19 protein-coding genes, 1 tRNA gene and 1 pseudogene are annotated in these 21,691 nt (G+C 73.7%); 8 read left to right on the top strand and 13 right to left on the bottom strand.

Annotated elements, in window-relative coordinates; genetic code table 11:
- Positions 1–35 precede the first annotated feature (35 nt).
- The 3 genes from AB0J12_RS11385 to AB0J12_RS11375 all read right to left on the bottom strand — a co-directional run bounded on the left by AB0J12_RS11385 (position 36) and on the right by AB0J12_RS11375 (position 1,848).
- Positions 36–368, bottom strand: coding sequence for a DUF3140 domain-containing protein (locus tag AB0J12_RS11385; RefSeq protein ID WP_363264025.1), 333 nt, complete (start codon positions 366–368; stop codon positions 36–38).
- 65 nt (positions 369–433) lie between these two features.
- Positions 434–913: a DNA starvation/stationary phase protection protein gene (locus AB0J12_RS11380; RefSeq protein WP_363264024.1), complete on the bottom strand. Its 480-nt coding sequence runs from the start codon at positions 911–913 to the stop codon at positions 434–436.
- Between the two features lie 110 nt (positions 914–1,023).
- Positions 1,024–1,848, bottom strand: coding sequence for a lysophospholipase (locus AB0J12_RS11375; protein ID WP_363264023.1), 825 nt, complete (start codon positions 1,846–1,848; stop codon positions 1,024–1,026).
- 133 nt (positions 1,849–1,981) lie between these two features.
- Between AB0J12_RS11375 and AB0J12_RS11370 the strand changes: the two genes are divergently transcribed.
- From AB0J12_RS11370 to AB0J12_RS11360, 3 genes are all read left to right on the top strand, one after another.
- A complete protein-coding gene (locus tag AB0J12_RS11370; RefSeq protein ID WP_363264022.1) occupies positions 1,982–3,169 on the top strand; it encodes an acetyl-CoA C-acyltransferase in 1,188 nt (395 codons plus the stop codon).
- Between the two features lie 125 nt (positions 3,170–3,294).
- Entirely contained in the window at positions 3,295–4,803 is a 1,509-nt protein-coding gene (locus AB0J12_RS11365; RefSeq protein ID WP_363264021.1) for a long-chain fatty acid--CoA ligase, read from the top strand.
- Between the two features lie 83 nt (positions 4,804–4,886).
- Positions 4,887–5,660, top strand: coding sequence for a sulfite exporter TauE/SafE family protein (locus AB0J12_RS11360; protein ID WP_363264020.1), 774 nt, complete (start codon positions 4,887–4,889; stop codon positions 5,658–5,660).
- Here the strand turns inward: AB0J12_RS11360 and AB0J12_RS11355 are convergent.
- Together AB0J12_RS11355 and AB0J12_RS11350 are read right to left on the bottom strand one after the other, a co-directional pair.
- The gene (locus tag AB0J12_RS11355; RefSeq protein ID WP_363264019.1) at positions 5,657–6,298 is read right to left on the bottom strand and encodes a tetratricopeptide repeat protein; all 642 of its coding nucleotides are present in this window, start codon (positions 6,296–6,298) and stop codon (positions 5,657–5,659) included. The two genes, AB0J12_RS11360 and AB0J12_RS11355, sit on opposite strands and share 4 nt — an antisense overlap.
- Positions 6,274–6,501: a hypothetical protein gene (locus AB0J12_RS11350; protein ID WP_363264018.1), complete on the bottom strand. Its 228-nt coding sequence runs from the start codon at positions 6,499–6,501 to the stop codon at positions 6,274–6,276. Before AB0J12_RS11350 ends, AB0J12_RS11355 begins: the two co-directional genes overlap by 25 nt.
- A gap of 47 nt (positions 6,502–6,548) precedes the next feature.
- Between AB0J12_RS11350 and AB0J12_RS11345 the strand changes: the two genes are divergently transcribed.
- Positions 6,549–7,298, top strand: coding sequence for a cobalt-precorrin-6A reductase (locus AB0J12_RS11345; protein ID WP_363264017.1), 750 nt, complete (start codon positions 6,549–6,551; stop codon positions 7,296–7,298).
- A gap of 178 nt (positions 7,299–7,476) precedes the next feature.
- Here the strand turns inward: AB0J12_RS11345 and AB0J12_RS11340 are convergent.
- The 3 genes and pseudogenes from AB0J12_RS11340 to AB0J12_RS11330 all read right to left on the bottom strand — a co-directional run.
- A pseudogene (locus tag AB0J12_RS11340) lies at positions 7,477–7,792 on the bottom strand (MFS transporter); the annotation flags it as partial.
- Between the two features lie 92 nt (positions 7,793–7,884).
- Positions 7,885–8,658, bottom strand: a complete 774-nt coding sequence (cobF, locus tag AB0J12_RS11335) for a precorrin-6A synthase (deacetylating) (RefSeq protein ID WP_363264016.1) — start codon at positions 8,656–8,658, stop codon at positions 7,885–7,887.
- Between the two features lie 48 nt (positions 8,659–8,706).
- Positions 8,707–9,285 carry a DUF309 domain-containing protein gene (locus AB0J12_RS11330; RefSeq protein ID WP_363264015.1) on the bottom strand — a complete coding sequence of 193 codons (579 nt, stop codon included), beginning with the start codon at positions 9,283–9,285 and terminating at the stop codon, positions 8,707–8,709.
- 104 nt (positions 9,286–9,389) lie between these two features.
- Between AB0J12_RS11330 and AB0J12_RS11325 the strand changes: the two genes are divergently transcribed.
- Together AB0J12_RS11325 and AB0J12_RS11320 are read left to right on the top strand one after the other, a co-directional pair.
- A tRNA-Pro gene (locus tag AB0J12_RS11325) sits at positions 9,390–9,463 on the top strand.
- Between the two features lie 526 nt (positions 9,464–9,989).
- A complete protein-coding gene (locus AB0J12_RS11320) occupies positions 9,990–10,592 on the top strand; it encodes a GNAT family N-acetyltransferase (protein ID WP_363264014.1) in 603 nt (200 codons plus the stop codon).
- A gap of 36 nt (positions 10,593–10,628) precedes the next feature.
- Here AB0J12_RS11320 and AB0J12_RS11315 read toward each other — a convergent pair whose 3' ends face one another.
- On the bottom strand, positions 10,629–11,360 hold the full coding sequence (locus tag AB0J12_RS11315) for a TetR/AcrR family transcriptional regulator C-terminal domain-containing protein (RefSeq protein ID WP_363264013.1): 732 nt from the start codon (positions 11,358–11,360) through the stop codon (positions 10,629–10,631).
- A 126-nt stretch (positions 11,361–11,486) separates the two neighbouring features.
- Here AB0J12_RS11315 and AB0J12_RS11310 point away from each other — a divergent pair, with 126 nt between their 5' ends.
- The gene (locus AB0J12_RS11310) at positions 11,487–12,509 is read left to right on the top strand and encodes a hypothetical protein (RefSeq protein WP_363264012.1); all 1,023 of its coding nucleotides are present in this window, start codon (positions 11,487–11,489) and stop codon (positions 12,507–12,509) included.
- Complete coding sequence (locus AB0J12_RS11305; protein WP_363264011.1) at positions 12,506–14,341, top strand: glycoside hydrolase family 15 protein; 1,836 nt, start codon at positions 12,506–12,508, stop codon at positions 14,339–14,341. The genes AB0J12_RS11310 and AB0J12_RS11305 overlap by 4 nt, the downstream gene beginning before the upstream one ends.
- Here AB0J12_RS11305 and AB0J12_RS11300 read toward each other — a convergent pair.
- The 4 genes from AB0J12_RS11300 to AB0J12_RS11285 form a co-directional block, all read right to left on the bottom strand.
- Entirely contained in the window at positions 14,241–14,990 is a 750-nt protein-coding gene (locus AB0J12_RS11300; RefSeq protein ID WP_363264010.1) for a class I SAM-dependent methyltransferase, read from the bottom strand. The two genes, AB0J12_RS11305 and AB0J12_RS11300, sit on opposite strands and share 101 nt — an antisense overlap.
- Before the next feature lie 10 nt (positions 14,991–15,000).
- Complete coding sequence (locus tag AB0J12_RS11295) at positions 15,001–19,500, bottom strand: aminotransferase class I/II-fold pyridoxal phosphate-dependent enzyme (protein WP_363264174.1); 4,500 nt, start codon at positions 19,498–19,500, stop codon at positions 15,001–15,003.
- 145 nt (positions 19,501–19,645) lie between these two features.
- Positions 19,646–20,704, bottom strand: coding sequence for a UDP-glucose 4-epimerase GalE (gene galE, locus AB0J12_RS11290; RefSeq protein ID WP_363264009.1), 1,059 nt, complete (start codon positions 20,702–20,704; stop codon positions 19,646–19,648).
- 206 nt (positions 20,705–20,910) lie between these two features.
- Positions 20,911–21,681, bottom strand: a complete 771-nt coding sequence (locus AB0J12_RS11285) for a GntR family transcriptional regulator (RefSeq protein WP_363264008.1) — start codon at positions 21,679–21,681, stop codon at positions 20,911–20,913.
- Between the last annotated feature and the right edge of the window lie 10 nt (positions 21,682–21,691).

The raw sequence follows: 21,691 nt of genomic DNA, 5'->3' as shown, positions 1-21,691 counted from the left end.
ACGCACCGCGCCGCACCGGCGAGAGCGCCGCAGGCTCATGGCTTCAGCGGGTCGTGCCCGATCGTCATCAGCCGGTGCCGGCGGCGGGTGTCCTCGGCCTCCGGCTCGTTCTCCACGTCGGCCTCCTCGTCCACCGTGTCGACGACCTTGCGCATCACCCGCAGGTCGTCCTCCGTCAGGTCGGTGCGCCGCTTCTGCAGGATGGCCAGCACGTGCTGCCCGGTCGGGCTCCCCGCCTGCTCCGGCAGGGGCTCGGTGTCCTCGGCGGCGTCGCGCACCTTCAGCCAGGCGGCCAGCTCGGCCGAGGTCATGTTCACCGCGCGGTGGAAGTCCTCCCACAGCGCGTCGAGTTCGAGGGCGTCGGTCATCAGCTGCCTCTTTCGTTGCGTTGCATGGGGTACCGGGGTGGGTGGGCCGGGACGGCGTGCCCCGGTCAGTCCCGCGGGAAGTTCTCCGCCTCGAACATCCACCGCTGCTTCTCCAGCTCGGCGGTGATGCCGATGAGCAGGTCCTGGGTGACCGGGTCGGGCTTGTCGGTGACCTCGATGCGGTCACGCAGCCGGGTGACGGCCTCTTCCAGCGACTGCACCATCAGCCCCACGACCTCCGTGTCGCGCAACCAGCCGTCCTTCGCGCCGGGCAGCCCGTAGGCGGCTGCGACGGTCTCGGGGCGGCCGTCCGGTGTCACGCCCAGCGCCGCGGCACGCTCCGCCACGGTGTCGGCGAAGCCGCGCGCGGCTTCGACCACCTCGTCCAGCTGGAGGTGGATCGAGCGGAACCGCGGCCCCACGACGTTCCAGTGCGCCTGCTTGGCCACCAGTGACAGCCCGAGCAGGTCCACGAGGGTCTCCTGCAGGGCCTGGCCGGTGACACGGCGGGCGTCGTCGGGCAGCGTGCTCTTCACCACGGTCATGGCGCGCTTCTCCTCCTCACGTCGTTCTGCGAAGAGGGGCGGGTGCCCTGGCGGTACGGCGGCCAAACCGGGAGGCGTCCTCGATGCCCGCCGGGGTGTCTCGGGGTGTCTCAGGGTGTGAGCACCTTGTCCAGGAAGCCCGTCACCTCGGCGAACACCTCGTCCTTGTCGGTCTCATGGAAGACCTCGTGCCGCGCGCCGCGGTAGACCCGCTCGGTCGGGCCGCCGTCCCCGGCCAGCCGCTCCACGCCGATCCGGCTGCCCGGCAGCGGGACGAGCCGGTCGTCGTCGCCGTGCAGCCACAGCACCGGCAGCCGCCCCACGTCACCGCCCTTCGCCACCCTCTCCAGCGTGCGCACGAACGCCTTGAGCGTCGGCCGCTTCATCGGCCCGTGCCACACCAGCGGGTCCGCCGCGTACGCCGCCCCGACCGCCGGGTCGCGGGAGAGCGCGGCCGGGCTGATCGGGACGTCGGGGATCTCGCCGTGCCGCGCGGCGTGCGCGAGCAGCCGCTCGGGGGTCTCCCAGGCCCCGATCACCGGCCCGGACAGCACCAGCGCGGCCAGGTCGTCGCCGTACCGCTGGGCGTAGCGGGAGGCGATCAGGCCGCCCATGGAGTGGCCGACCATCACCACCGGCAGCCCGGGGTGTGCGGCCCGGGCGAGCCGGGCCACCGCGTGCACGTCGCTGACGACGTCCTCGAAGTCCTCGATCACCACCCGCTCACCCGCCGACCGGCCGTGCCCGATGTGATCCGGCCCGTACACCGCCGCGCCATGCTCCAGGAGTACGGCCGCGAGGCCCTCGTAGCGGCCGATGTGCTCCCCGTAACCGTGGACGACGACGGCGATGTACCGGGCCCGCGGGTTCGGCCACTCGCGGGCGACGATCGTGCCGCGGGTTCCGGCCAGGACGTGTTCGCGGGACTCGGCCATGTCTCCTCCGGTGGGTCGGCGCAGCTGTGAGGGGGGATCTTCCCAGGGAGCGGTCCCGCGGTCTATAGTCCAAAACTAGCAGTGCTAATTAAGAGCTCGCTGGTCCACAGCGCCGTCGGTCAGGAGTCCTTCCGTGCGTCCCGTCCACTTCGCGGCCGCCCGCCGCACCCCCATCGGCAAGCTGCGCGGCGCGCTGTCCTCCGTCCGCCCCGACGACCTCGCCGCCGCCGTGATCCGCGGCCTGGTCGCCGACGTGCCCGCACTCGATCCCGCCCGGATCGACGACGTCTACTGGGGCGCCGCCAACCAGGCCGGCGAGGACAACCGCAACGTCGCCCGCATGGCCGCCCTGCTCGCCGGCCTGCCCGAGACCGTGCCCGGCGCCACGGTCAACCGGCTGTGCGCCTCCGGCCTCGAAGCGGTCACCGCCGCCGCCCGGACGATCGCCGCGGGCGAGGCCGACCTCGTGATCGCGGGCGGCTCGGAGTCGATGAGCCGCGCCCCCTTCGTCCTGCCCCGCCCCGACGAGGCCCTGCCGCACCGCATGGAGACCTACGACACCCGGCTCGGCTGGCGCCTGGTGAACCCGGCGATGAAGGACCTGCACGGCCTGCTCGCGATGGGCGAGACCGCCGAGGAGGTCGCCGCCCGGTACGGCATCAGCCGGGAACGGCAGGACGAGTTCGCGCTGCGCAGCCACCAGCGCGCCGCCGAAGCGCGCAAGCTGGGCCACTTCGACCACGAACTCCTGCCCGTCGAGCGCCCCGACGGCACGGTCGTCGACACCGACGAGTGCATCCGCGAGGACACCTCCTACGACAAGCTCGCACGCCTCAAGCCCGTCTTCCGCTCCGGCGGCACGGTCACCGCGGGCAACGCCTCACCGATGAACGACGGCGCGGCGGGCCTGATCCTGGCCGGCGAGGAGGCCCTCAACGAGCTGGGCCTGGAGTCCATGGGCCAGTACGTCGCCGGCGGCTCCGCCGGGGTCCACCCCGACGTCATGGGCATCGGCCCGGTCCCGGCCACCCGCAAGGTGCTGGCCCGGGCCGGCTGGAGCATCGGCGAGGTGCAGGAGGCCGAATTCAACGAGGCGTTCGCCGCCCAGGCCCTCGCCTGCGTCGACCAGCTCGGCATCGACCCCGACCTGGTCAACGCGAGCGGCGGCGCCATCGCGCTGGGCCACCCGCTCGGCTGCTCCGGCGCCCGCATCCTGACCACCCTGCTGCACCGCATGCGCCGCACGGGCGCCGCGCGCGGCCTCGCCACGATGTGCGTGGGCGTGGGCCAGGGCAGCGCGGTGCTGGTCGAGAGGCACTGAGCACAGCGGCCCCGCTCGAGGGGCACCGAGCACAGCGCACGGCGGCTCCGCACCGAGGAGCCGAACGGGGGCTCCCCTGAAGGGGATCCGGTAACACGAGCCGCAAGGAATCGGAGCGACACTCCATGGCAACCCTCTCCCTGGCCGTCATCCTCGCCGAGAACGCCCGGCGCCGTCCGGAGAAGACCGCCCTGATCGAGGGCGAGCGGCGGCTGACCTTCGCCGAGGTGTGGCGGCAGGCGCTGGCGCAGGCCGGCGCGCTGGCCGGGCTGGGCGTCGCGCCGGGGGACCGCATCGCCCTGATGGCACCCAACACCGCCGAGTTCCCGCTCGCGTACTACGCCGTCGCCGCGGCCGGCGGGGTCGTCGTCCCCGTGCATCTGCTGCTCTCCGCGCCGGAGGTCGAGCACGTGCTGCGCGACAGCGGCGCCACCCTGCTGCTGGTCCATCCCGCGCAGGCGGAGACCGGGCGGGCCGCCGCCGAGGCCACCGGCGTGCGGGTCGTCACCCTCGGCGAGGAGTTCGACAAGCTGGCGGCGAACGCCGAGCCGCTCCGGTCGTACGTCACCCGCGCCGCCGACGACCCGGCGGTCGTCTTCTACACCAGCGGCACCACCGGCGTGCCCAAGGGCGCCGTGCTCAGCCACTTCAACCTGGTGATGAACGCGACCGTCAACGCCTTCGACGCCAACGACATCCGCCCCGACGACATCGCGCTCGGCGCGCTGCCGCTCTTCCACGCCTTCGGGCAGACGGTGTCGATGAACTCCACCTGGCGGGCGGGCGCCACCCTCGTCCTGCTGCCCCGCTTCGACGCGGCGCGCGCGATCGAGCTGATGGTGGCGGAGAAGGTGAACACCATCCACGGCGTGCCCACCATGTTCGTCTCGCTCGCCGCCGCGGCCGCCGCAGCGCCGGCCCTGCCGGAGCTGCGGGTGTGCATCTCCGGCGGCGCCTCGCTGCCCGTCGCCGTCCTGGAGCGGTTCGAGGCGGCGTTCGGGGCGCGGATCTACGAGGGGTACGGGCTGTCGGAGACCTCACCGACGGCGACGGTCAACCAGCCCTGCTTCGGCACGAAGGCCGGCACCATCGGGCACCCCCTGTGGGGCGTCGACGTGGAGATCGCCCGCGCCGAGGTCGAGGGCCGTGTCGAACTGCTGCCGCCCGGCGAGCTGGGCGAGGTCGTCATCCGCGGCCACAACGTGTTCTCCGGCTACCTCGGCCGCCCCGAGGCGACCGCTCAGGCCGTGGTCGACGGCTGGTTCCGCACCGGCGACCTCGGCACCAAGGACGAGGACGGCTTCCTGAGGATCGTCGACCGGAAGAAGGACGTGATCATCCGCGGCGGCTACAACGTCTACCCGCGCGAGGTCGAGGAGGTCCTGATGCGCCACCCCGGCATCGCCCAGGTCGCCGTGATCGGCCTGCCGGACGAGCTGCACGGCGAGGAGGTGTGCGCGGTCGTCGTCCCGGCGCCGGGCGCCTCCCGGGACGCCGCCGCGCTCACCGCGTGGTCCAAGGAACACCTGGGCCGGCACAAGTACCCGCGTCGGGTGGAGTTCACCGACGCGCTGCCCCTCGGCCCGAGCATGAAGGTGCTCAAGCGGGAGCTGCGCACGCAGTACGCCGGTTAGGGGCGAGCAGCCGAGTCGGGCGGGCCGCCTGGCGAGACGGTCCTTCTGCGCACCGGTTGTCAGGACATAGCATCGGTGGCCGCATGGACACGATGACGCTGTGGCACATATCCGGCTGGGGGTTCGCCGCGCTCGCCTTCGCGGCGCTGCTCGTCGGCTTCTCGAAAACCGCCGTGAGCGGGGCGAACACGGTCAGCCTCGCGATCTTCGCGGCGGTCCTGCCCGCCCGCGCCTCCACCGGCGTACTGCTCCCGGTGCTGATCGCCGGGGACGTGCTCGCGGTGCTCACCTACCGGCGGCACGCCCACTGGCCCACGCTGTGGCGGCTGTTCCCGGCGGTCGCGGCGGGCGTGGTGGCCGGCACGCTGTTCCTTGTGTGGGCCGGTGACGGGGTCGTACGCGTCTCGATCGGGGTGATCCTGCTGGTCATGGCCGCGGTGACCGTGTGGCGCCGGCGCACGGCCGAACGGACGGCGGAGCCCGACGTGGTCACCACCCGCGCGGGCCGGATCAAGGCCCGCTCCTACGGCGTCCTCGGCGGCTTCACCACGATGGTCGCCAACGCCGGCGGCCCGGTGATGTCGATGTACCTGCTCTCGGCCGGCTTCCGCAAGCTGGGGTTCCTGGGCACGTCGGCGTTCTTCTTCCTCATCGTCAACGTCTCCAAGGTCCCCTTCAGCGCCGGTCTCGGGCTGATCGACGGCCGCTCGCTGCTGCTGGACGCGGCGCTCGCGGTGTTCGTGGTGCCCGGTGCGTTGTTCGGCAAGTGGGCCGTGAACAGGATCAACCAGAAACTCTTCGAGCAACTCGTCATCGCGGCCACCGTGGTGGGCGGTCTGCAACTGCTCCTGCGCTAGACGGTGCCGGCGGTGGCTTCGTCGAGCGCGGCGAGTGCGGCGGCGGCCTCGACCTGGCGCGGGCTTCTCAGCGCGGCGAGGGCGTCGCGGGCGGTGCGCAGCGTCTCCCGGGCCTCCGGGTGGCCCATGGCACCGAGGACCTGACCCAGGTCCAGCCGGGCCTGCTCCACCCACACCGGCATCTGCGCGGCCTCGAAGGCGGCGAGGGCCTGCCGCAGCGACGCCTCGGCCTCGTCCCAGCGTTCCAGGGCCGCCAGGTCGTTGCCGATCTGCTGCCGGGCGACCGCGTGGTACAACCCGATCACTTCGCCGGTCCGGCCCGGGACCCCCGCGCGGCAGATCCGCTCGCTGCGGCGGTGGATGTCCAGCGCCTCGGCGGCCCGGCCGGTCTGGCGCAGCAGGGTGCCGAGGCTGTTGAGGGTCGTCAGCTCGGCCAGCCGGCCCTGCGGTGACGCCTGGGAGGCGAGGCAGCGCGCCCCCTCACGCAGCCGGTCCTGGGCCTCCTCCGCGCGGCCCAGCCGGTGCAGTGCGCCCGCGCCGTGACCGAGCGCCCAGCCCTCCTGAAGCCCGTCCCCGCACTGGCGGGCGACCGCGAGCGCGGCATCGGCGCTCGTCAGGGCGGCGTGCGGGTCGTGCACACAGAGGTTGTGGGCCCAGGCGACGCTCCGGCGGCCAGCGCGGCGCGCCGCAGCAACGTCCTCGGTTCCGGCGGCAGTTGCCGATAGGAGAGCGCGAAGGCGGCACGCACCCGCAGGGTTCCGGCCTCCAGCCCGTCCAGCCGCCGGCCCTCGGCGGCGAGGCGGGCGACGGCCGATCGGTCCGCGGCGGCCGCCTGCTCCACCGGAGCCGGTGACCTGCCCGGACCGGGCGCCTCGTACCCTCGACGCCATGCCGACCCCGCACGTCCTCGTCCTCGGCGGCACCACCGAGGCCCGCCGTCTCGCCGCCGTCCTCGCGGAGCGGGCGGAGGTGCGGGTGACCACTTCGCTGGCCGGGCGGGTGACCCGGCCGGGGGCGGTCGACGGTGAGGTGCGCGTCGGGGGGTTCGGCGGCGCGGAGGGGCTCGCCGGGTGGCTGCGCGAGCAGCGGGTGAGCGCGGTCGTCGACGCCACCCATCCTTTCGCGGCCGGCATCACCGCGAACGCCGCCGAGGCCGCCGCGCTGACCGGCGTACCGCTGGTGGTGCTGCGCCGGCCGGGGTGGCGTCCGGGCCCGGGCGAGCGCCGGCACACCGTCGACTCCCTGGACGCGGCCGCGCGGGAGCTGCCCCGCCTCGGCCGCCGGGTGTTCCTGACCACGGGCCGCCTCGGCCTCGCCGCCTTCGCCCACCTGACGGACATCCACTTCGTCGTACGGTCCGTGGAGCCGCCCGAGCCTCCACTGCCGCCGCGGCTCGACGTGATCCTGGCGCGGGGCCCGTTCACCGTGGCCGACGAGAGGGCGCTTCTGCGGGAACACCGCATCGACGTCCTGGTGACCAAGGACAGCGGGGGAGAGGCCACCGCGGCCAAACTGACAGCGGCCCGCGAGCTGGGCCTGCCGGTCGTGGTCGTACGCCGCCCGCCGCTGCCGGAGGGCGTCACGGCGGTGGCGGACGTGGTGGCGGTGCTGGAATGGCTGGGGTTCAGCCGCAGGTGAGGGAGACGCGCAACGGTCGGTGACGCGTGGGACCACCCTGCGGCACTTGGCCGATGTGAACGCACGCCACCGCCCGCTGCGGATGCGGGCCGCATGGTCAGGCGGCCGCCGCCCGTGCCGGTTCCGCCGGCCGCTGGGGCAGGCCCTGACCCAGGTCCTCCGCCAGGAGGCGTTTGGCGATCGTGAACACAGGGTTGCCGAACAGCCGCATCGGCAGCATCGGTTTCCGCGGCCCGCGTCTCGACCAGACAGAACAGGGCGAGGGCGAGCGCGCCGCCGACGGACAGGCCGATGACGACGCCGGAGCCCCACGCGTACTCGTTGCCGCCCCAGCTGGTCGCCAGGATCAGCGCGGACGCGCCGACGAGCGCGATGCCCGCATAGTCGATCACCGGCCGGGACGGCGACTTGACCACCGGGATCGTGCGGGCGGCCGCGACGACGACGAGGACCGCGACGGGCACGTTGACGTAGAACGCCCACCGCCACGACAGGGGCCGGCGGTGCCGTGTCCTCGGCGACTGTCACGAGGTCACGCTCACACCGGCGGGCCGCCCCCGCATGCCCGGTGGCCCCGGCGGGTGCGTCAGGCGTCCTTCGGGTTGCGCCGCAGCAGATACGTGTCCATGATCCACCCCTTGCGCTCCCGCGCCTCGGCCCGCAGCCGCTCGATGCGCGGCGCGGCCTCGGCGATCGGACCGGAGGCGAGGATCTCGTCCGGGGTGCCGAGGTAGGCGCCCCAGTAGATGTCGATGTCCTGGTCGACGTACTGCCGGAAGGCCTGGTGCGCGTCCAGCATCACGACCACGTCGTCCACGCCGTCCGGGAAGCCCTCCGCCAGCCGCCGCCCGGTGGTGATCTGCACCGGCCGCGCGACCCGGTTCAGCCCTGTGCGGTGTCGGGCCACGAGCGAGGAGACGCTGCTGATGCCGGGCACGACGTCGTAGCCGAAGGCGACCGCGCCCCGCTCGAGCACCTCGTCCAGGATCGCGATCGTGCTGTCGTAGAGCGCCGGGTCGCCCCACACCAGGAACGCGCCGGTCTCCTCCTCGCCCAGCTCCTCGGCGATCAGCCGCTCGTAGATGCCGGCGCGGGCGCTGCGCCAGTCCCCGACGGCCGGGGAGTACGCGGCGCCGCCCGCGCGGCGGTCCCGCTCGGGGTCACGCGCCTCGACCACGCGGTAGCCGCCCTCGGGTATGTGCGCCTCGAGCATGTCCCGGCGCAGCTGGACCAGGTCGCTCTTCACCTCGCCCTTGTCGAGGACGAAGAACACGTCCGTGGCGCGCAGCGCCTTGACCGCCTGCAGGGTCAGCTGGTCGGGATCGCCGGCACCGATCCCGATGACATGAATCTTTCGCACGCCCCGAGTCTGCCGTACGCCACTGACAGTGACCGCACCGCCCGCCGGTCAGCGCAGCCGGGGCGCCCGCTCCCGGGCGTCCACGGGCCCGCCGCCGGCCTCCACCTCGGCGGCCAGCTCCCGCGCCCAGACGGCGAGAGAGCCCAGGTCCATGCCGTGCGGCCGGCCCTCACCGGTGTCCGCCGCCCACTCCTCGACGGCGCCCGCCCCGCGCCGCAGCAGCCGCGCCCCGCCGGTGGCGTTCCCGCGCGCCGCGTGCGTGAGGCCCACCGCGAGCTGCGCGAGCCCTCGCCACAGCGTCCGCTCCCGCTGCGGCCCCGACTTCCACGCGTCCTCGAACACCTCGTGCGCGTGGAACGGCTTGCCCTCGTCCAGCAGCGCCTGCGCCTCGGTCACGGACTCCTGCGGGGTGCGCACCACCCCCTCCGGCTGCCGGTCCACGCCCGGGGCGCCGTACGGCAGGGGCCGGCCCAGCCCGTCCCGGGGCCGCGCGTTGCGCGCCCGCCCCTCGCCGTCCCGGTCCCGGGCGCCGTCGCCCTGGCGCGGGGGAGAGGTCCCGTCGCCGGGGCGCGGCGGTGAGGTGCCGTCGCCGGATGCCGTGCCGTCCGTGTCTGCGGTGCCTGCCATGCCTCGATTGTCCCGTGCCGTCCGTGCCCCCTTCGGCCCAGCCCCGGGTGTGGGGTAAAGTGCTGTTCGCGCGATCACGCGGGACACCCGCGTATCGGCGCGGCCGGGACGTGGCGCAGCTTGGTAGCGCACTTGACTGGGGGTCAAGGGGTCGCAGGTTCAAATCCTGTCGTCCCGACTTTGCGAAGTCGCAGGTGAAAGGCCGTTTCGGAGTGATCCGGAACGGCCTTTCACGTGTCCTGGCGCGGAGGGCGCCGGGGATCATCCCGCCACGCCACCCACCCAGCGGGGTGGGCGGGCAGCCGTACGCCCACCCCGGTGACCGGACGAACCCCTCGCGGGCGACGAGGTCCGCGAGGCCGGCTGCGAGCGCGCCTTCGCCTTCCCCGGCTTCGTCCCGCCCCACATCTGTCCGCTGGATCTGCACCCGGGTCGCCGGAAGCGGCAAGCCGGCGCTGTGCGACATCGCCGAGCTGAACCCGGCGCTCGACGCGGACGACCGCACGGCCCGCGCCGGGGCCCGGCTGATCCACCCCGTGCTCACCGCGCGGAAGGGCGCGCCGTTCGGGACCTGACGACGCGCGGTCGGCGGGCGGCGGGCGGCGGACGGCTCGCCGTGGGGGACCGTCCCCAGGAGATCGGTCCCCCACGGCGTGATCGCGGATGCCGCTACCCTGAACGGTGGCCCCGACGGAAGGAGCGCGGTGATCCCCGCCCCCGCGCAAGCGACGGTTCTGACCTACCCCGAGGAGGCCGTCCCGACCGGCCTACGGCGGCAGGTGCGGGCACTGCAGGAGGACGCCTGGCCGTCCTCTGACGAGGCGTCGGCCGCGTCCCTCGCGCCGGTCCACGACCCCGCGCTGCGGCCGGTGTCCATGCTGCTCGTGGCCGGCGACACGGTACTGGCGGCGCTGGACGTGCTGACCAAGGAGATCACCCACGCCGGGCGGCGCTGGGCGGCCGGCGGGCTGAGCACGGTGGTCACGCGGCCCGAGGCGCGCGGCCGGGGCCACGGCGGGCGCCTGGTGAGCATCGCGCGGGAGGCGATGGCCGGGCAAGGCCTGGAGGTCGGCCTGTTCACCTGCGACCGCCCGCTCCAGGCGTTCTACGATAGCGCCGGCTGGCGGCGGCTGCCCGGCGCCGTCCTGGTCGGCGGGACGGCCGAGTCGCCTTTCCCCAGTGACTGGTCGGCCTTCGACAAGGTGACCATGGCCTGCTTCTTCACCGACGGCAGCCGCGCGGCGGAACCGGCCTTCCGGAACAGCCGTATCGCGCTGCACCCGGGCAGGATCGACAAGCTCTGGTGACGGGCCCGGCGTGGGTGCGCGGCCGTTGCGCCGGTCTCAAGAGGCGGTCGGCCCGCTGTCCGTGAAGCGGTCCAGGAGCGCGTCCAGGCCGGCCGCCAGCCTCTTCGTCCCGCCCCGTTCGGCGAGCGCCGGCGCGGTGCGGCGCAGGGTGGGCAGTTCCTGCGACGGCAGGCGGTGCAGGCCCAGCCGGAAGGCCGGGTCGGGCTCGTCGGGGTTGTCCACCATGGGGCGCAGCTCGACCGAGACATAGCCGAGCAGCCAGGCGACGCAGGCATGGAACGCGGCGGCGGTCCCGGCCTCGTCCAGACCGGCCTTCTCCAGCAGCGCGAGCACGCGCTCATGGCTGCGGAGCACCGGCAGCGGCCTGCGGGCCATCGGCACGGCCAGCAGCCGGGTCGTCAGCAGCGGCACCGCGTGCGGGTGGGCCACGCAGACGTTGTACAGCGTCCGGGCGAAGCGGTGCAGGTCCGCGCGCCAGTCGGGCGTGTCGTCCGTGGCCGGGCCTTCGGCGTCCAGGCGTGCCTGCAACTCCAGGTGCATCGCCTCGACCAGGCCGTCCAGCAGGGCTTCCTTGCCCTCCGCATAGCGGTACAGGGCCATCGCCTCGACGCCGAGTTCCGCGCCCAGCCGCCGCATGCTCAGGGCGCCCAGGCCCTCGCGGTCGACCAGCTCCAGCGCGCTGGCCAGCACCCGCTCCCGGCTCAGCCGGCCGTAACGGCCCCGGTCGCTGGCACGCCGCGCCGGGGTGGTGTCGGGGTTCTTCGCCATGGAACGCCCTCCTTTGTCACTTGACCTTACGTGGGGTCGGGGCCATCCTGTCTGTATACGCCGTAAACGTACACGATACGGATACGGTGGCCCCCGCGATTCGGCGAGGGCAGCGAGGTGACCGACATGCAGCTTCCCTTCCGTCACGCACACGTCGATGGGGAGATCGTCCCGGCACCCGGGCCCCGGCCACGGCATCGCGGTTTCGCCCTGCCCAGCTACGCCCGCGACGGCTACGACGACCCCCGCGCCGCCGAGCACCTGCGCCGGATCGCACGGTCGGGTGCCAACTGGGTCCAGCTCACTCCCACCTGGTACCAGCCCGCCGCCACCTCGGACATCATCCGCCCCAGCCGCATCACCCCGACGGACGAAGGGGTCGCGCGGATGATCCGCCTGGCGCATGCGCACGGCCTGAACGCCTTGCTCAAACCCCACCTCGACCTCGACGACGCCGCGTACCGCGGCACCATCCGCCCCGCCCTGCCCGCCCGCTGGTTCGCCGCCTACGCGGAGTTCATCGCGCACTACGCGCGCCTCGCGGCCCGCTACGGCGCCGACGCGTTCACCGTGGGCACCGAACTCGCCGGCACGGTGGAGGACCGCGCGCGCTGGGTCGCGGTCGTCGAGCGCACACGCGTCGTCTACGGCGGCTCGCTGCTCTACGCGGCGCGCCTGAAGGACTACGAGCACGTCGCCTTCTGGGACGCGGTCGATCTGATCGCTGTGGACGCCCGCTGGCCGCTGCCCACCGGGCCGCGCCGGGACGCGCAGGCGTTCATCGAGGCCTGGCGTCCCGTCTGCGGCGCGCTCGGGGAGTTCGCCGCCCGCACCGGCCGTTCGGTGCTGTTCGCGGAGGCCGGATACGCCGGCGTGCGCGGCGCGCCGACCGGGCCGGTCGCCCCCGACATGGCGGAACAGGCCGCCGGCTACGAGGCGTTGCTGCGCACCTTCACCGGCCAGCCCTGGTGGGCGGGCGTCCACTGGTGGGTCTGGGCACAGCTGCCGGCCCCGACGGACCGCGTCCGGTCACTGGACTACTCCGCCCAGGGCAAGCGGGCCGAGCACGTGGTGGCCCGGTGGTGGGCCGGCCGCACGGAGGAGCCATACCTCGCCCAGGACGGGTCGGTGGGAGGCAGGACACCATGACGTCCATCGAGGACTACGCCCTGCTCGGAGACATGGGCACCGCGGCCATGGTCGGCCGCGACGGCTCCGTCGACTGGCTCTGTCTGCCCCGCTTCGACTCGCCGGCGTGCCTCGCCGCCCTGGTGGGGACACCCGACAACGGCTTCTGGCGCCTCGCCCCGGCCACCGGTGCCGGCACCTGCGCGGAGCGCTCTTACCGGCCCGACACGCTGGTGCTGGACACCTTGTGGCGCACCGCGACCGGCGTCGCGCGGGTCACGGACTTCATGCCGACCGGCACGCCGCTGCCCTGCCTGGTGCGGATGGTGGAGGGCGTGGTGGGCGAGGTGTCCCTGCGCAGCGAGCTGCGACTGCGCTTCCACCAGGGCCGGGTGGTGCCCTGGGTGCACGGCATCGACGGCTGCACCGTCGCCGTCGCGGGGCCGGACGCGGTGTGGCTGCGCATCGACGGCGACGGGCGGCTGTCCGGCGACGAGCACGCCACCGTCGCCGAGTTCACCGTCCCCGCCGGCCGGCGGATCGCCCTCGTCCTGGCGTGGGAGCCCTCGCACCACACCGAGCCGCCGCGGTCGCTCGCCGTTCCCGCCGAGACCCTGCTGAAGGAGACCACCGACTACTGGCACGGCTGGGCCGGCCGCTGCCGCTACCAGGGCCCCTGGCGGGACGCCGTGGTGCGCTCCCTGATCACGCTGAAGGCCCTCACCTACGCCCCCACCGGTGGCGTCGTCGCCGCCCCCACCACCTCGCTGCCCGGCTGTATCGGCGGCGGGCGCAACTGGGACCAGCGCTACTGCTGGCTGCGCGACTCCACGCTGACCCTGTCCTGCCTGCTGCGCAGCGGCTACCGGGACGAGGCGGTGGCCTGGCTGGACTGGCTGGTGCGCACCGTCGCCAGCGACCCCGCCGACCTGCAATCCGTCTACGGCGTGGGCGGGCAGCGGCTGCTGCGGGAGACCGAGGCGCCCTGGCTGAGCGGCTACGAGGGCTCGCAGCCCGTCAGATTCGGGAACTGTGCCGACGGATCGTTCCAGCTCGACGTCTACGGCGAGGTGCTGGACACCCTCTACCAGTCCCTGCGGGTGGGGATTGCGATGCCGGCCCACGTGTGGGAGCTGGTCGACGCGCTGATGGGCTACCTGCTGCGGCACTGGCGCGAGCCCGACCAGGGCGTGTGGCAGGTGCGCGGGCCGCGCCGCCACTTCGTGCACTCCAAGGTCATGGCCTGGGTGGCCGCCGACCGGGCTGTGCGCATGGGAAAGCTGCTGGGCCGCAACGGCTCCTCCGCGCAGTGGTGGGCCATGCGGCAGGAGGTGCACCGGCAGGTCTGCCGGGACGGCTGGGACCCGCGACAGGGCTCCTTCGTGCAGTCCTACGGTTCCACCGCCCTGGACGCCACCGCCCTGCTCATGCCCCGGCTCGGCTTCCTGCCCGCGCAGGATCCGCGCGTCCGCAGCACGGTCCGTGCCCTGGGGGCCCTCGAGGAGGACGGCTTCCTGCACCGCTACGCACCCGGCGACGAAGGGGTGCACCCCGTGGACGGCATGGCCGGTCGTGAAGGAGCGTTCGTCTCCTGCTCCTTGTGGCATGCGGATACCCTCGCCGCGACCGGCCACGTCCTCAAAGCGCGTGAGACGTTCGAGCGCGTCCTCGCCGTCCGCAACGACGTGGGACTGCTCGCCGAACAGTGGGACCCGGCCGCCGGCCGCCACCTGGGCAACGCCCCCATGGCCGTCAGCCACCTCGCACTGGTCGAGACCGCGTTCGCCCTGTCAGCAGCACCATCCCGGTATCCCCGTACTCCGGCAGCGTCGGATCGGCGTCGATCCGTGTGACGTCCAGCTCCTCGGTCACCGGTGCGAACACCCTGGTGACGCGCTCGGGGTCCACCGGGCAGCCCGGCCAGCGCGAGGTGGCCCCGATGCGGTAGGTGGGCAGGTTCTCCATGAAGGCCGCCACCAGGTGCCCGCCGGGCACCACACAGCGCACGAAGTGCCCGCAGAAGGCGGCGAACTCGTCGAAGTCCTCACTCGCCCCCTCCGCCACGAAGTGCATCGACGCCAGTTCGTACGTCCCGGACGGCAGCGCCCGCACATCACCGTGCACCACCCGCACCCGGGCCAGCGCGGCCGGCAGCGACGCCGCGATCCGCGGGTCGAGCTGCCGGCACAGCGCGTGGAAGGGGCGCCAGCTGTCGTCCGGACCGGTGGCCAGCTGCCGCAGCAGATAGGCGACGTTGGCGGCGCCCGCCTCGACCGCGTCGATCCCGGCGCTGACCGCGGAGGCCAGCAGCAGCGGGTAGAGGTTCGGACCGGCGCCGAACTCCACCGTGCGGGCCAGGCCCCCGGTGGGCAGGGTGCGGTAGTACGCGGCGTGGTGGGCGATGACCGCGGCGTCGCACGGATGCAGCTGGCGGTAGTTCTCGGTGAGGTAGTCCTCGACGGGCCAGCCGTCCCAGTTCACGTCGTCGTTGCGGATCGACATCGGCGCCGCCTCAGCCGCGGTGCCGCAGTGCGCCCCGCGCGTCCAGCCCGGTCAGCGCCTCGCCGAGCCGGTCGATGTCGTCGTCGGAGTTCAGCGCCGTGACCTGGACACGGAAGCCGACCTGCCGGCGCGGCACCAGCGGATACGCCGCGAGAGTCACGTAGACGCCGTGGTCCCACAGGAAGTCGGCGACCGCCTCCAGTTCGGCCGGGTCCGCCAGCGGGATCTCCACGATGGGCAGCTCGCCCTCGCACGGCGTGTCCAGGTCCAGCGCGTGCACCAGGTCGAGCACCCGTACCGTCTTGCGGTACAGATCGGCGCGGATGGTGTCCCCCCGGCGGTCGTTGACCTCCAGACCGGCCAGGGCGGTCGCCAGCGAGGCGGTGGGGGAGGGGCCGGAGTACAGGTAGGGGGCGGCCGCGATCTTCAGATGGTCCTTCAGCGCGCTCGGCAGCGCCAGGAAGGCCAGCAGCGACGAGTACGCCTTGGAGAAGCCGCCCACCAGCACGATCCCGTCGTAGGACGTACCGGTGTGCCGGACCACGCCGTTGCCGCGCGAGCCGTACGGGCACGGCTCGGTCGGCGAGCGCTCGCCGATGACACCGAAGCCGTGCGTGTCGTCGATGTACAGCGTGGCGCCGCGCCGCCGGCAGATGCCGGCGAGAACCGGCAGATCGAACACGTTGCCGCTCATGCTGTTCACGCCGTCCATGCACACCAGACGCGGGGTGCCGGACGGCGCGTCCCGCAGCAGCGCGTCCAGTTGCTCCGGCCGGTCCGCGTGGAACCGGTGCAGTCTCGCACCCTGACCGCGGGCCGACACGCACCCCTCGTACACCGTGCGGTGGGCGGTGGCCTCCACGAACACATCCCCCTGCTCGGCCAGCAGCGGGATCACCGCGTGGTGGATGAGGGTGGCCGTCGGCAGGAGCAGGGTGTCCTCGGCGCCGAGCAGCGCGGTGAGCCGCTCCTCGATGTCCGGGTACAGCCGGGGGCTGCCCAGCAGACGCGACCAGCTCGGGTGGATGCCCCAGTCCCGCACGGTCGGGCCGATCGCCTCGATGATGTCCGGATCCTGGTCGAAGCCGAGGTAGTTGCAGGACGCGAAATCGATCAGCCAGTGTTCGCCGCAGCGGATGTGCCGGCCGCGCACCTCGTCCAGTACGGCGTCGCTCATCCGACTCGTGTGGCGCAGATGATCGAGGTCCGCCCAGCGGGGGTCGCGCCGGACCGGCGCCAGGGGCGCGAGCGTTGCGTCCATGGTGCTGTGTCCCCTCTCGAGGGCTGTCCCGCTGCCCGGGGACGCGGTCGTCGCAGGCGTGCTCGCCGGGGGCGCCGGGACCTGAGAGGTCTCCCCGGCGGCCGCTGCGGGACCCGCCCGTGCCGCCCGGGCGCCCTCGGCCGGGCCCGGGCGCCGTGCCGTGATCACGGGCGCCGCCCGCCGCAGCACGGCCTCCCCCTCGTCCAGCGGCATCGGGGGCGCGAACAGGTAGCCCTGCCCGAACCGGCAGCCCATGTCGGCCAGCAGCTCCCGCTGCGCCTGCTGCTCGATGCCCTCCGCGATCACTGTCAGGCCGAGGGTGTCGGCGATCCGGACGATCCCCTCGACGAGCGCCACCTGCCGCGGGTCGCGCGGCAGGTCGTCGATGAACGTCTTGTCTATCTTCAGTACGTCGAGGGGGAACTCCCGCAGATAACGCAGCGAGGAGAACCCGGTGCCGAAGTCGTCCACCGCGATGCGCACCCCGAGGCCCCTGACCCCGCCGATCGCGGAGTCGATCTGCTGGTCCCGCTGCATCAGCACGGACTCGGTGAGCTCCAGCTGCAGGGAGCGCGGGTCGAGAGCCGCCGTGTCCAGCGCCTGGCTCACCGCCCCCACGAACCCGGGGTCGCGCCACTGCCGGCTGGAGACGTTGACGCTGACGTACGGCGGCGCGGCGGGCCGGACGCGGCGCTGCAGCCGGGCGATGTCGGAGACGGCGCTGCGCAGCACCCAGGCGCCCAGCGGCGCGATCTGGCCGGTCTCCTCGGCGAGCGGGATGAACTGTTCGGGCGGCACCAGGCCGCCCGGCGCGTGCGGCCAGCGGACCAGTGCCTCGAAACCGACCACCGGCGGCAGCGACTCCGCGAGGTCGACGACGGGCTGGTAGGACAGCGAGAAACGTTCCTGTGCGATCGCGTCGTCGAGATGGGCGAGCAGATCGTGCCGCTGCGCCACCCGCACCCGCAGCTGGGGCAGAAAGCGGCGCCACTGGCGTTTACCTGCCGCCTTGGCCGCGTAGAGCGCCATGTCGGCCAGGGCCAGCAGTTCCTCGGCGTCGGAGCTGTCGAGCGCGGTGGCCAAGCCCACGCTGGCGGAGACGGTGACCGCCTCGTCGCCCAGATGGAAGGGGCGGCTGAAGGCCTGGATCAGCTGGGCAGCGAGCAGCTCGGCGTCCAGCGGCTGCCGGGCGTCCTCCATCAGCACCGCGAACTCGTCCCCGCCGAGCCGAGCCGCCGTGTCGGTACGTCGCAGGGTGTGCGCCAGCCGCTCGCCCACGGCCTTCAGCAGCCGGTCGCCGGTGGAGTGCCCCAGGGTGTCGTTGACGGTCTTGAAGTCGTCGAGGTCCAGGAAGAGCACGCAGGTCAGCGTGGACTCCCGGCGGCCGCGCAGCAGGGCACGGGCGGTCCGCTCCAGCAGCAGCGTGCGGTTGGGCAGACCCGTCAGCGGGTCGTGGAAGGCCCGCTGGGTCAGCTCCTGCTCCAGCTGCCGCTGTTGCGTCACGTCCCGCAGGGTGACCACCACGCCGCCCACGGTGGTGTCCTGCCGGAGGTCGCTGCAGCGCACCTCCACCTCGACGCGGCCGTCGCCGCGCAGCACCCACCAGTGGTCGTGGGCCTCGTGGCGCCCTTGCCGGCCCAGCAACCCCAGGGTGCGGTCCACCCGGTCCCGGTCGCCGGGCGCCACCAGGTCCCGCAGCGCCGTCCCGGCCAGCTCGCTGCGGCCGAAGACCGCCCGGGCCGAGGGGCTGGCGTACCGCACGGTGGTGTCCTCGTCGACGATGAGGATGACGTCCGAGGTGTTGCGCACCAGCGTCCGGAAGTACGCCTCGCTCTCCTTGCGCACGATCTCCTGCCGCAGCGCCACGCGCTCCAAGGCGAGGCCCGCGTGCGAGGCGAGGATCTCCAGGGAACCGCGCACCTCACTTATCCGGCGCTCGGGCCCGGCCGCCACCAGCGCGCCCGCCGGCTCGGGTCCTTCGGCGGTGTCGGGCGCCGCCGTCGGGCACACCAGCGCGCGGGGCAGCCCGTTGAGCCGGGTGGCGAACCGCGGGCCGAGCCGTTCCACGGGCACGGAGAGCGAGCGCTGCGACGGCTCGACGCCACCGGCGCGGGCGCGCGGGCAATCGAGGGAGGCGTACAGCTCCTCGGCCTGCCGCGCGGTGAGCATCAGGGAGCGGTGCGGTGCCTCCGGCCCGAACAGGCTGCCGACCGCCCGCGCGCACGCCACTGCGACCTCCTGCGGGGTTATGGCGGCCACCAACGCGACGGTCGCCGTGCGCAGGGTCTGCTCACGGGCCAGCGCCTTGCGGTGCGCGACGACCATGACCGTGAGGCGGAAGATCACCAGCAGGAACATCAGCGTCGAGAAGACGGCCAGGGCCGTCGCGTCGTGCACCCGGCCCATCCGCTCCTCCACCAGGAGCAGCGCCGGGGCGATCAGCGTGGCGGCGGTGAGCAGGACCAGCCGGTGCCAGCGCAGGAGCAGCGACTGCGGCGGAGGCTCTGCGGCGGTCAGCTCGGCCATGGAGGGGTGCAGCCCGGCCAGGCCCCAGGCCGTGTAGAAGACGACCCAGCCCCAGTCCAGCGCCGTGCCCGTCTGCCAGGTGCCGTTGAGCTGGAGGAAGCCGTAGGTGATGTCGAAGCACAGCAGGGTGACGGTGCCCAGCACCAGCAGCTGCACCGCCCGGTTCGGGCCGGAGACGCCCCCCGGCACGAGCAGCCGGGCCAGCATTCCGAGGACCAGCAGGTCCCCGAGCGGGTAGGCGACGCTGATCGCCCGTTGCTGCCAGGTCAGCTGATCCTGGCCGGCCAGCGGCTGCACCAGGTACACCCAGACCGGCACAGCGACCCCCGCGGTGACGATCATCGAGTCGAGCAGGCTCGGCAGGTCGCGGCCCACCCAGCGGTGCCGGACCAGCCCGAACAGCCCCGCAGCCAGCAGCGGGTAGACGGCGAGATAGCAGGCGTCGGCGGGGGAGGGGAACGGGTTGGAGGCGTGGAAGTACTGCTCCGAAGCGTTGTAGTACGTGTCGCCGGCGGCGAAGGCCAGCAGCCCGGCCGCGAGCGCCAGCCACGGCCAGCGCACGGCGGGCCGGTTGCGCCGGACTCCGGCGAGGACGGCCAGCACACCGCCCAGCCCGATCAGCGCCCACAGCGGGGTCCGCAGGGCGGGGACGAGCAGGTAGACACAGGTGGCAACCAGGATCGTCGCGAGATAGGCGGCCGGCAGCCGGCGGGTCGGCAGCACTGGCAAGCGCCTCCCAACTCGGAGGACACCGGGCTGCGGGGAAAGCGTCAACCTGGAGAAAACATCTGAATACCGATCCTAGGCACGCCGGGCTCCGAGGCGCATCTTCGGCGCCGGCCCCAGGCCGAGTCCACGGCGCCGGTGCTCACTCATCCCCGGGCCCGGAAGGGCGGACGAAGTCGCCGTAACCGACCTGCCGGAGACGCTGGTAGCGCCAGGCGTCACGGCACACGTCGTCCAGGCCGCGACTCGGGCTCCAGTCCCAGGCCCGGCCGATCGCCCCGGCGTCCGCGACCCGCCGCGCCGCGTCCCCGGGCCGGGGCGGGGCCACCTCGTACGGCAGCGCACGCCCGCACACCCGGGAGAACGCGGCGACGACCTCGAGCACCGAGACGCCCCGTCCGCTGCCCAGGTTGTACACGTGCAGCCCCGGCGCGTCGGCGAGATGGTTCAGCGCCAGCCGGTGCGCCTCGACGGCGTCCAGCACGTGCACGTAGTCGCGGACCGCCGTGCCGTCGGGCGTGGGGTAGTCACCGCCGTACACCCGCACCCGCCGGCGCCGGCCTGCGGCGACCTGTGCCACCGACGGCAGCAGGGAGTCGTGGGTGCCGGGACCGCCCCCGCCCAGCAGCCCGCTCGGATGTGCCCCGGCCGGCGTGAAGTGGCGCAGGCACACCACGGTGTACTCCGGCCGGCGCAGGCAGACGTCGGCGAGGAGTTGTTCGCAGGCCCACTTGGAGGCCGCGAAGGGGTCCTCCGGGCGGATCGGGTCGCTCTCGGTGTGGGTGCCCTGCTCGGCGGGCGCGTAGAGGGAACAGGTGGAGGAGAACACCAGTTGGCGCACCCCGTGTTCGTGCATCGAGCGCAGCAGCGTGGTGGTGCCGCCGAGGTTGGCGTCGTAGTACTCCACCGGCCTGTTCAGTGAGGTCCGGGCCGAGGTCAGGGCGGCGAAGTGCACCACCGCGTCGATCGCGTGCCGGGCGAACACTGCCGACAGCGCGCGGCGGTCGCGGATGTCCAGTTCGTACACGGCGCCGACGAACCGGCCCGCGAGCTGCTCGACGCGGGCCAGGACCTGCCTCAGGGCGGGGGACCGGTTGTCGACCACGATCACTTCGTAGCCGTGGTCGAGCAGGTCCACGCAGATATGGCTGCCGAGGAAACCGGCCCCGCCGGTGACCAGGATCGTGGACGGTGCGCTCATGGACCCGGCTCCTTCGCGCACGGTATAGGTGTACGTTTACGACGTATATCTCGACTCTGCTCCGCCCGCGGCGGCCCGTCAAGTGCCGCGGCCCACCCACCACCGGCCTCCTCCCGGGCCCACCGGGGCCCGGACACCACCGGCCTCCTCCCGGGCCCACCGGGGCCCGCCCACCACCGGCCTCCTCCCGGGCCGCCGCGGCTCCCCTAGTTCCGTACCAGCAACTGGAAGTCGAACGAGTAGCGCGACGCGCGGTAGATGTGGGTGCCGTGTTCCACCGCGCGGCCCGTGTCGTCGTAGGCCGTGCGCTGCATGGTGAGGAGCGCGGCGCCCTGCTGCTCGTCCAGACGGGACGCCTCCGTGGCCGTCGCGCAGCGGGCGCCGACGCGTTGCCGGGCGCTGTGCAGGGTGATGCCGGCCGCGCGCATCAGCCGGTACAGGCCCGTCGTCTCGAGCCGGGCCGTGTCGAGATCGAGCAGTGCCGCCGGCAGGTGGTTGCACAGCAGCGCCACCGGCCTGCCGTGCGTTAGCCGCAGCCGCTCCAGCACGATCACCTCGTCGCCCTCGCCGATCCCCAGCGCGGCGGCCACCTCCGCGCTGGCCGGCCCCCGCTCGTGGCGCACGACCCGCGTCGACGGTCCCTGCCCGGCCGCCTCCAGGTCGTCGTACAGGCTGCTGAGTTCCAGCGGGCGCCGGACCTGGCGGTGCACCACCTGGGTGCCCACCCCGCGGCGCCGCACCAGCAGGCCCTTGTCGACGAGGGACTGGATCGCCTGGCGGACCGTCGGGCGGGACAGGCCGAGCCGGGTGGACAGGTCGACCTCGTTGCCGAGCAGGCTGCCCGGGACCAGCACGCCGCGGCTGATGGCCGCCTCCAGCTGCTGGGCCAGCTGGTGGTAGAGCGGAACCGGGCTGGCCCGGTCCAGGGCGAAGTCCACCGCGTCCGTGCCGGGCCCCTCGGTGCGGGACTGCGTCATGGCTCCCCCC

Source organism: Streptomyces sp. NPDC049915 (genome assembly GCF_040656475.1).
Lineage (GTDB): Bacteria > Actinomycetota > Actinomycetes > Streptomycetales > Streptomycetaceae > Streptomyces.
Note: the sequence above shows the minus strand (reverse complement) of the source record. Positions and strands in the feature narration are given on the sequence as shown.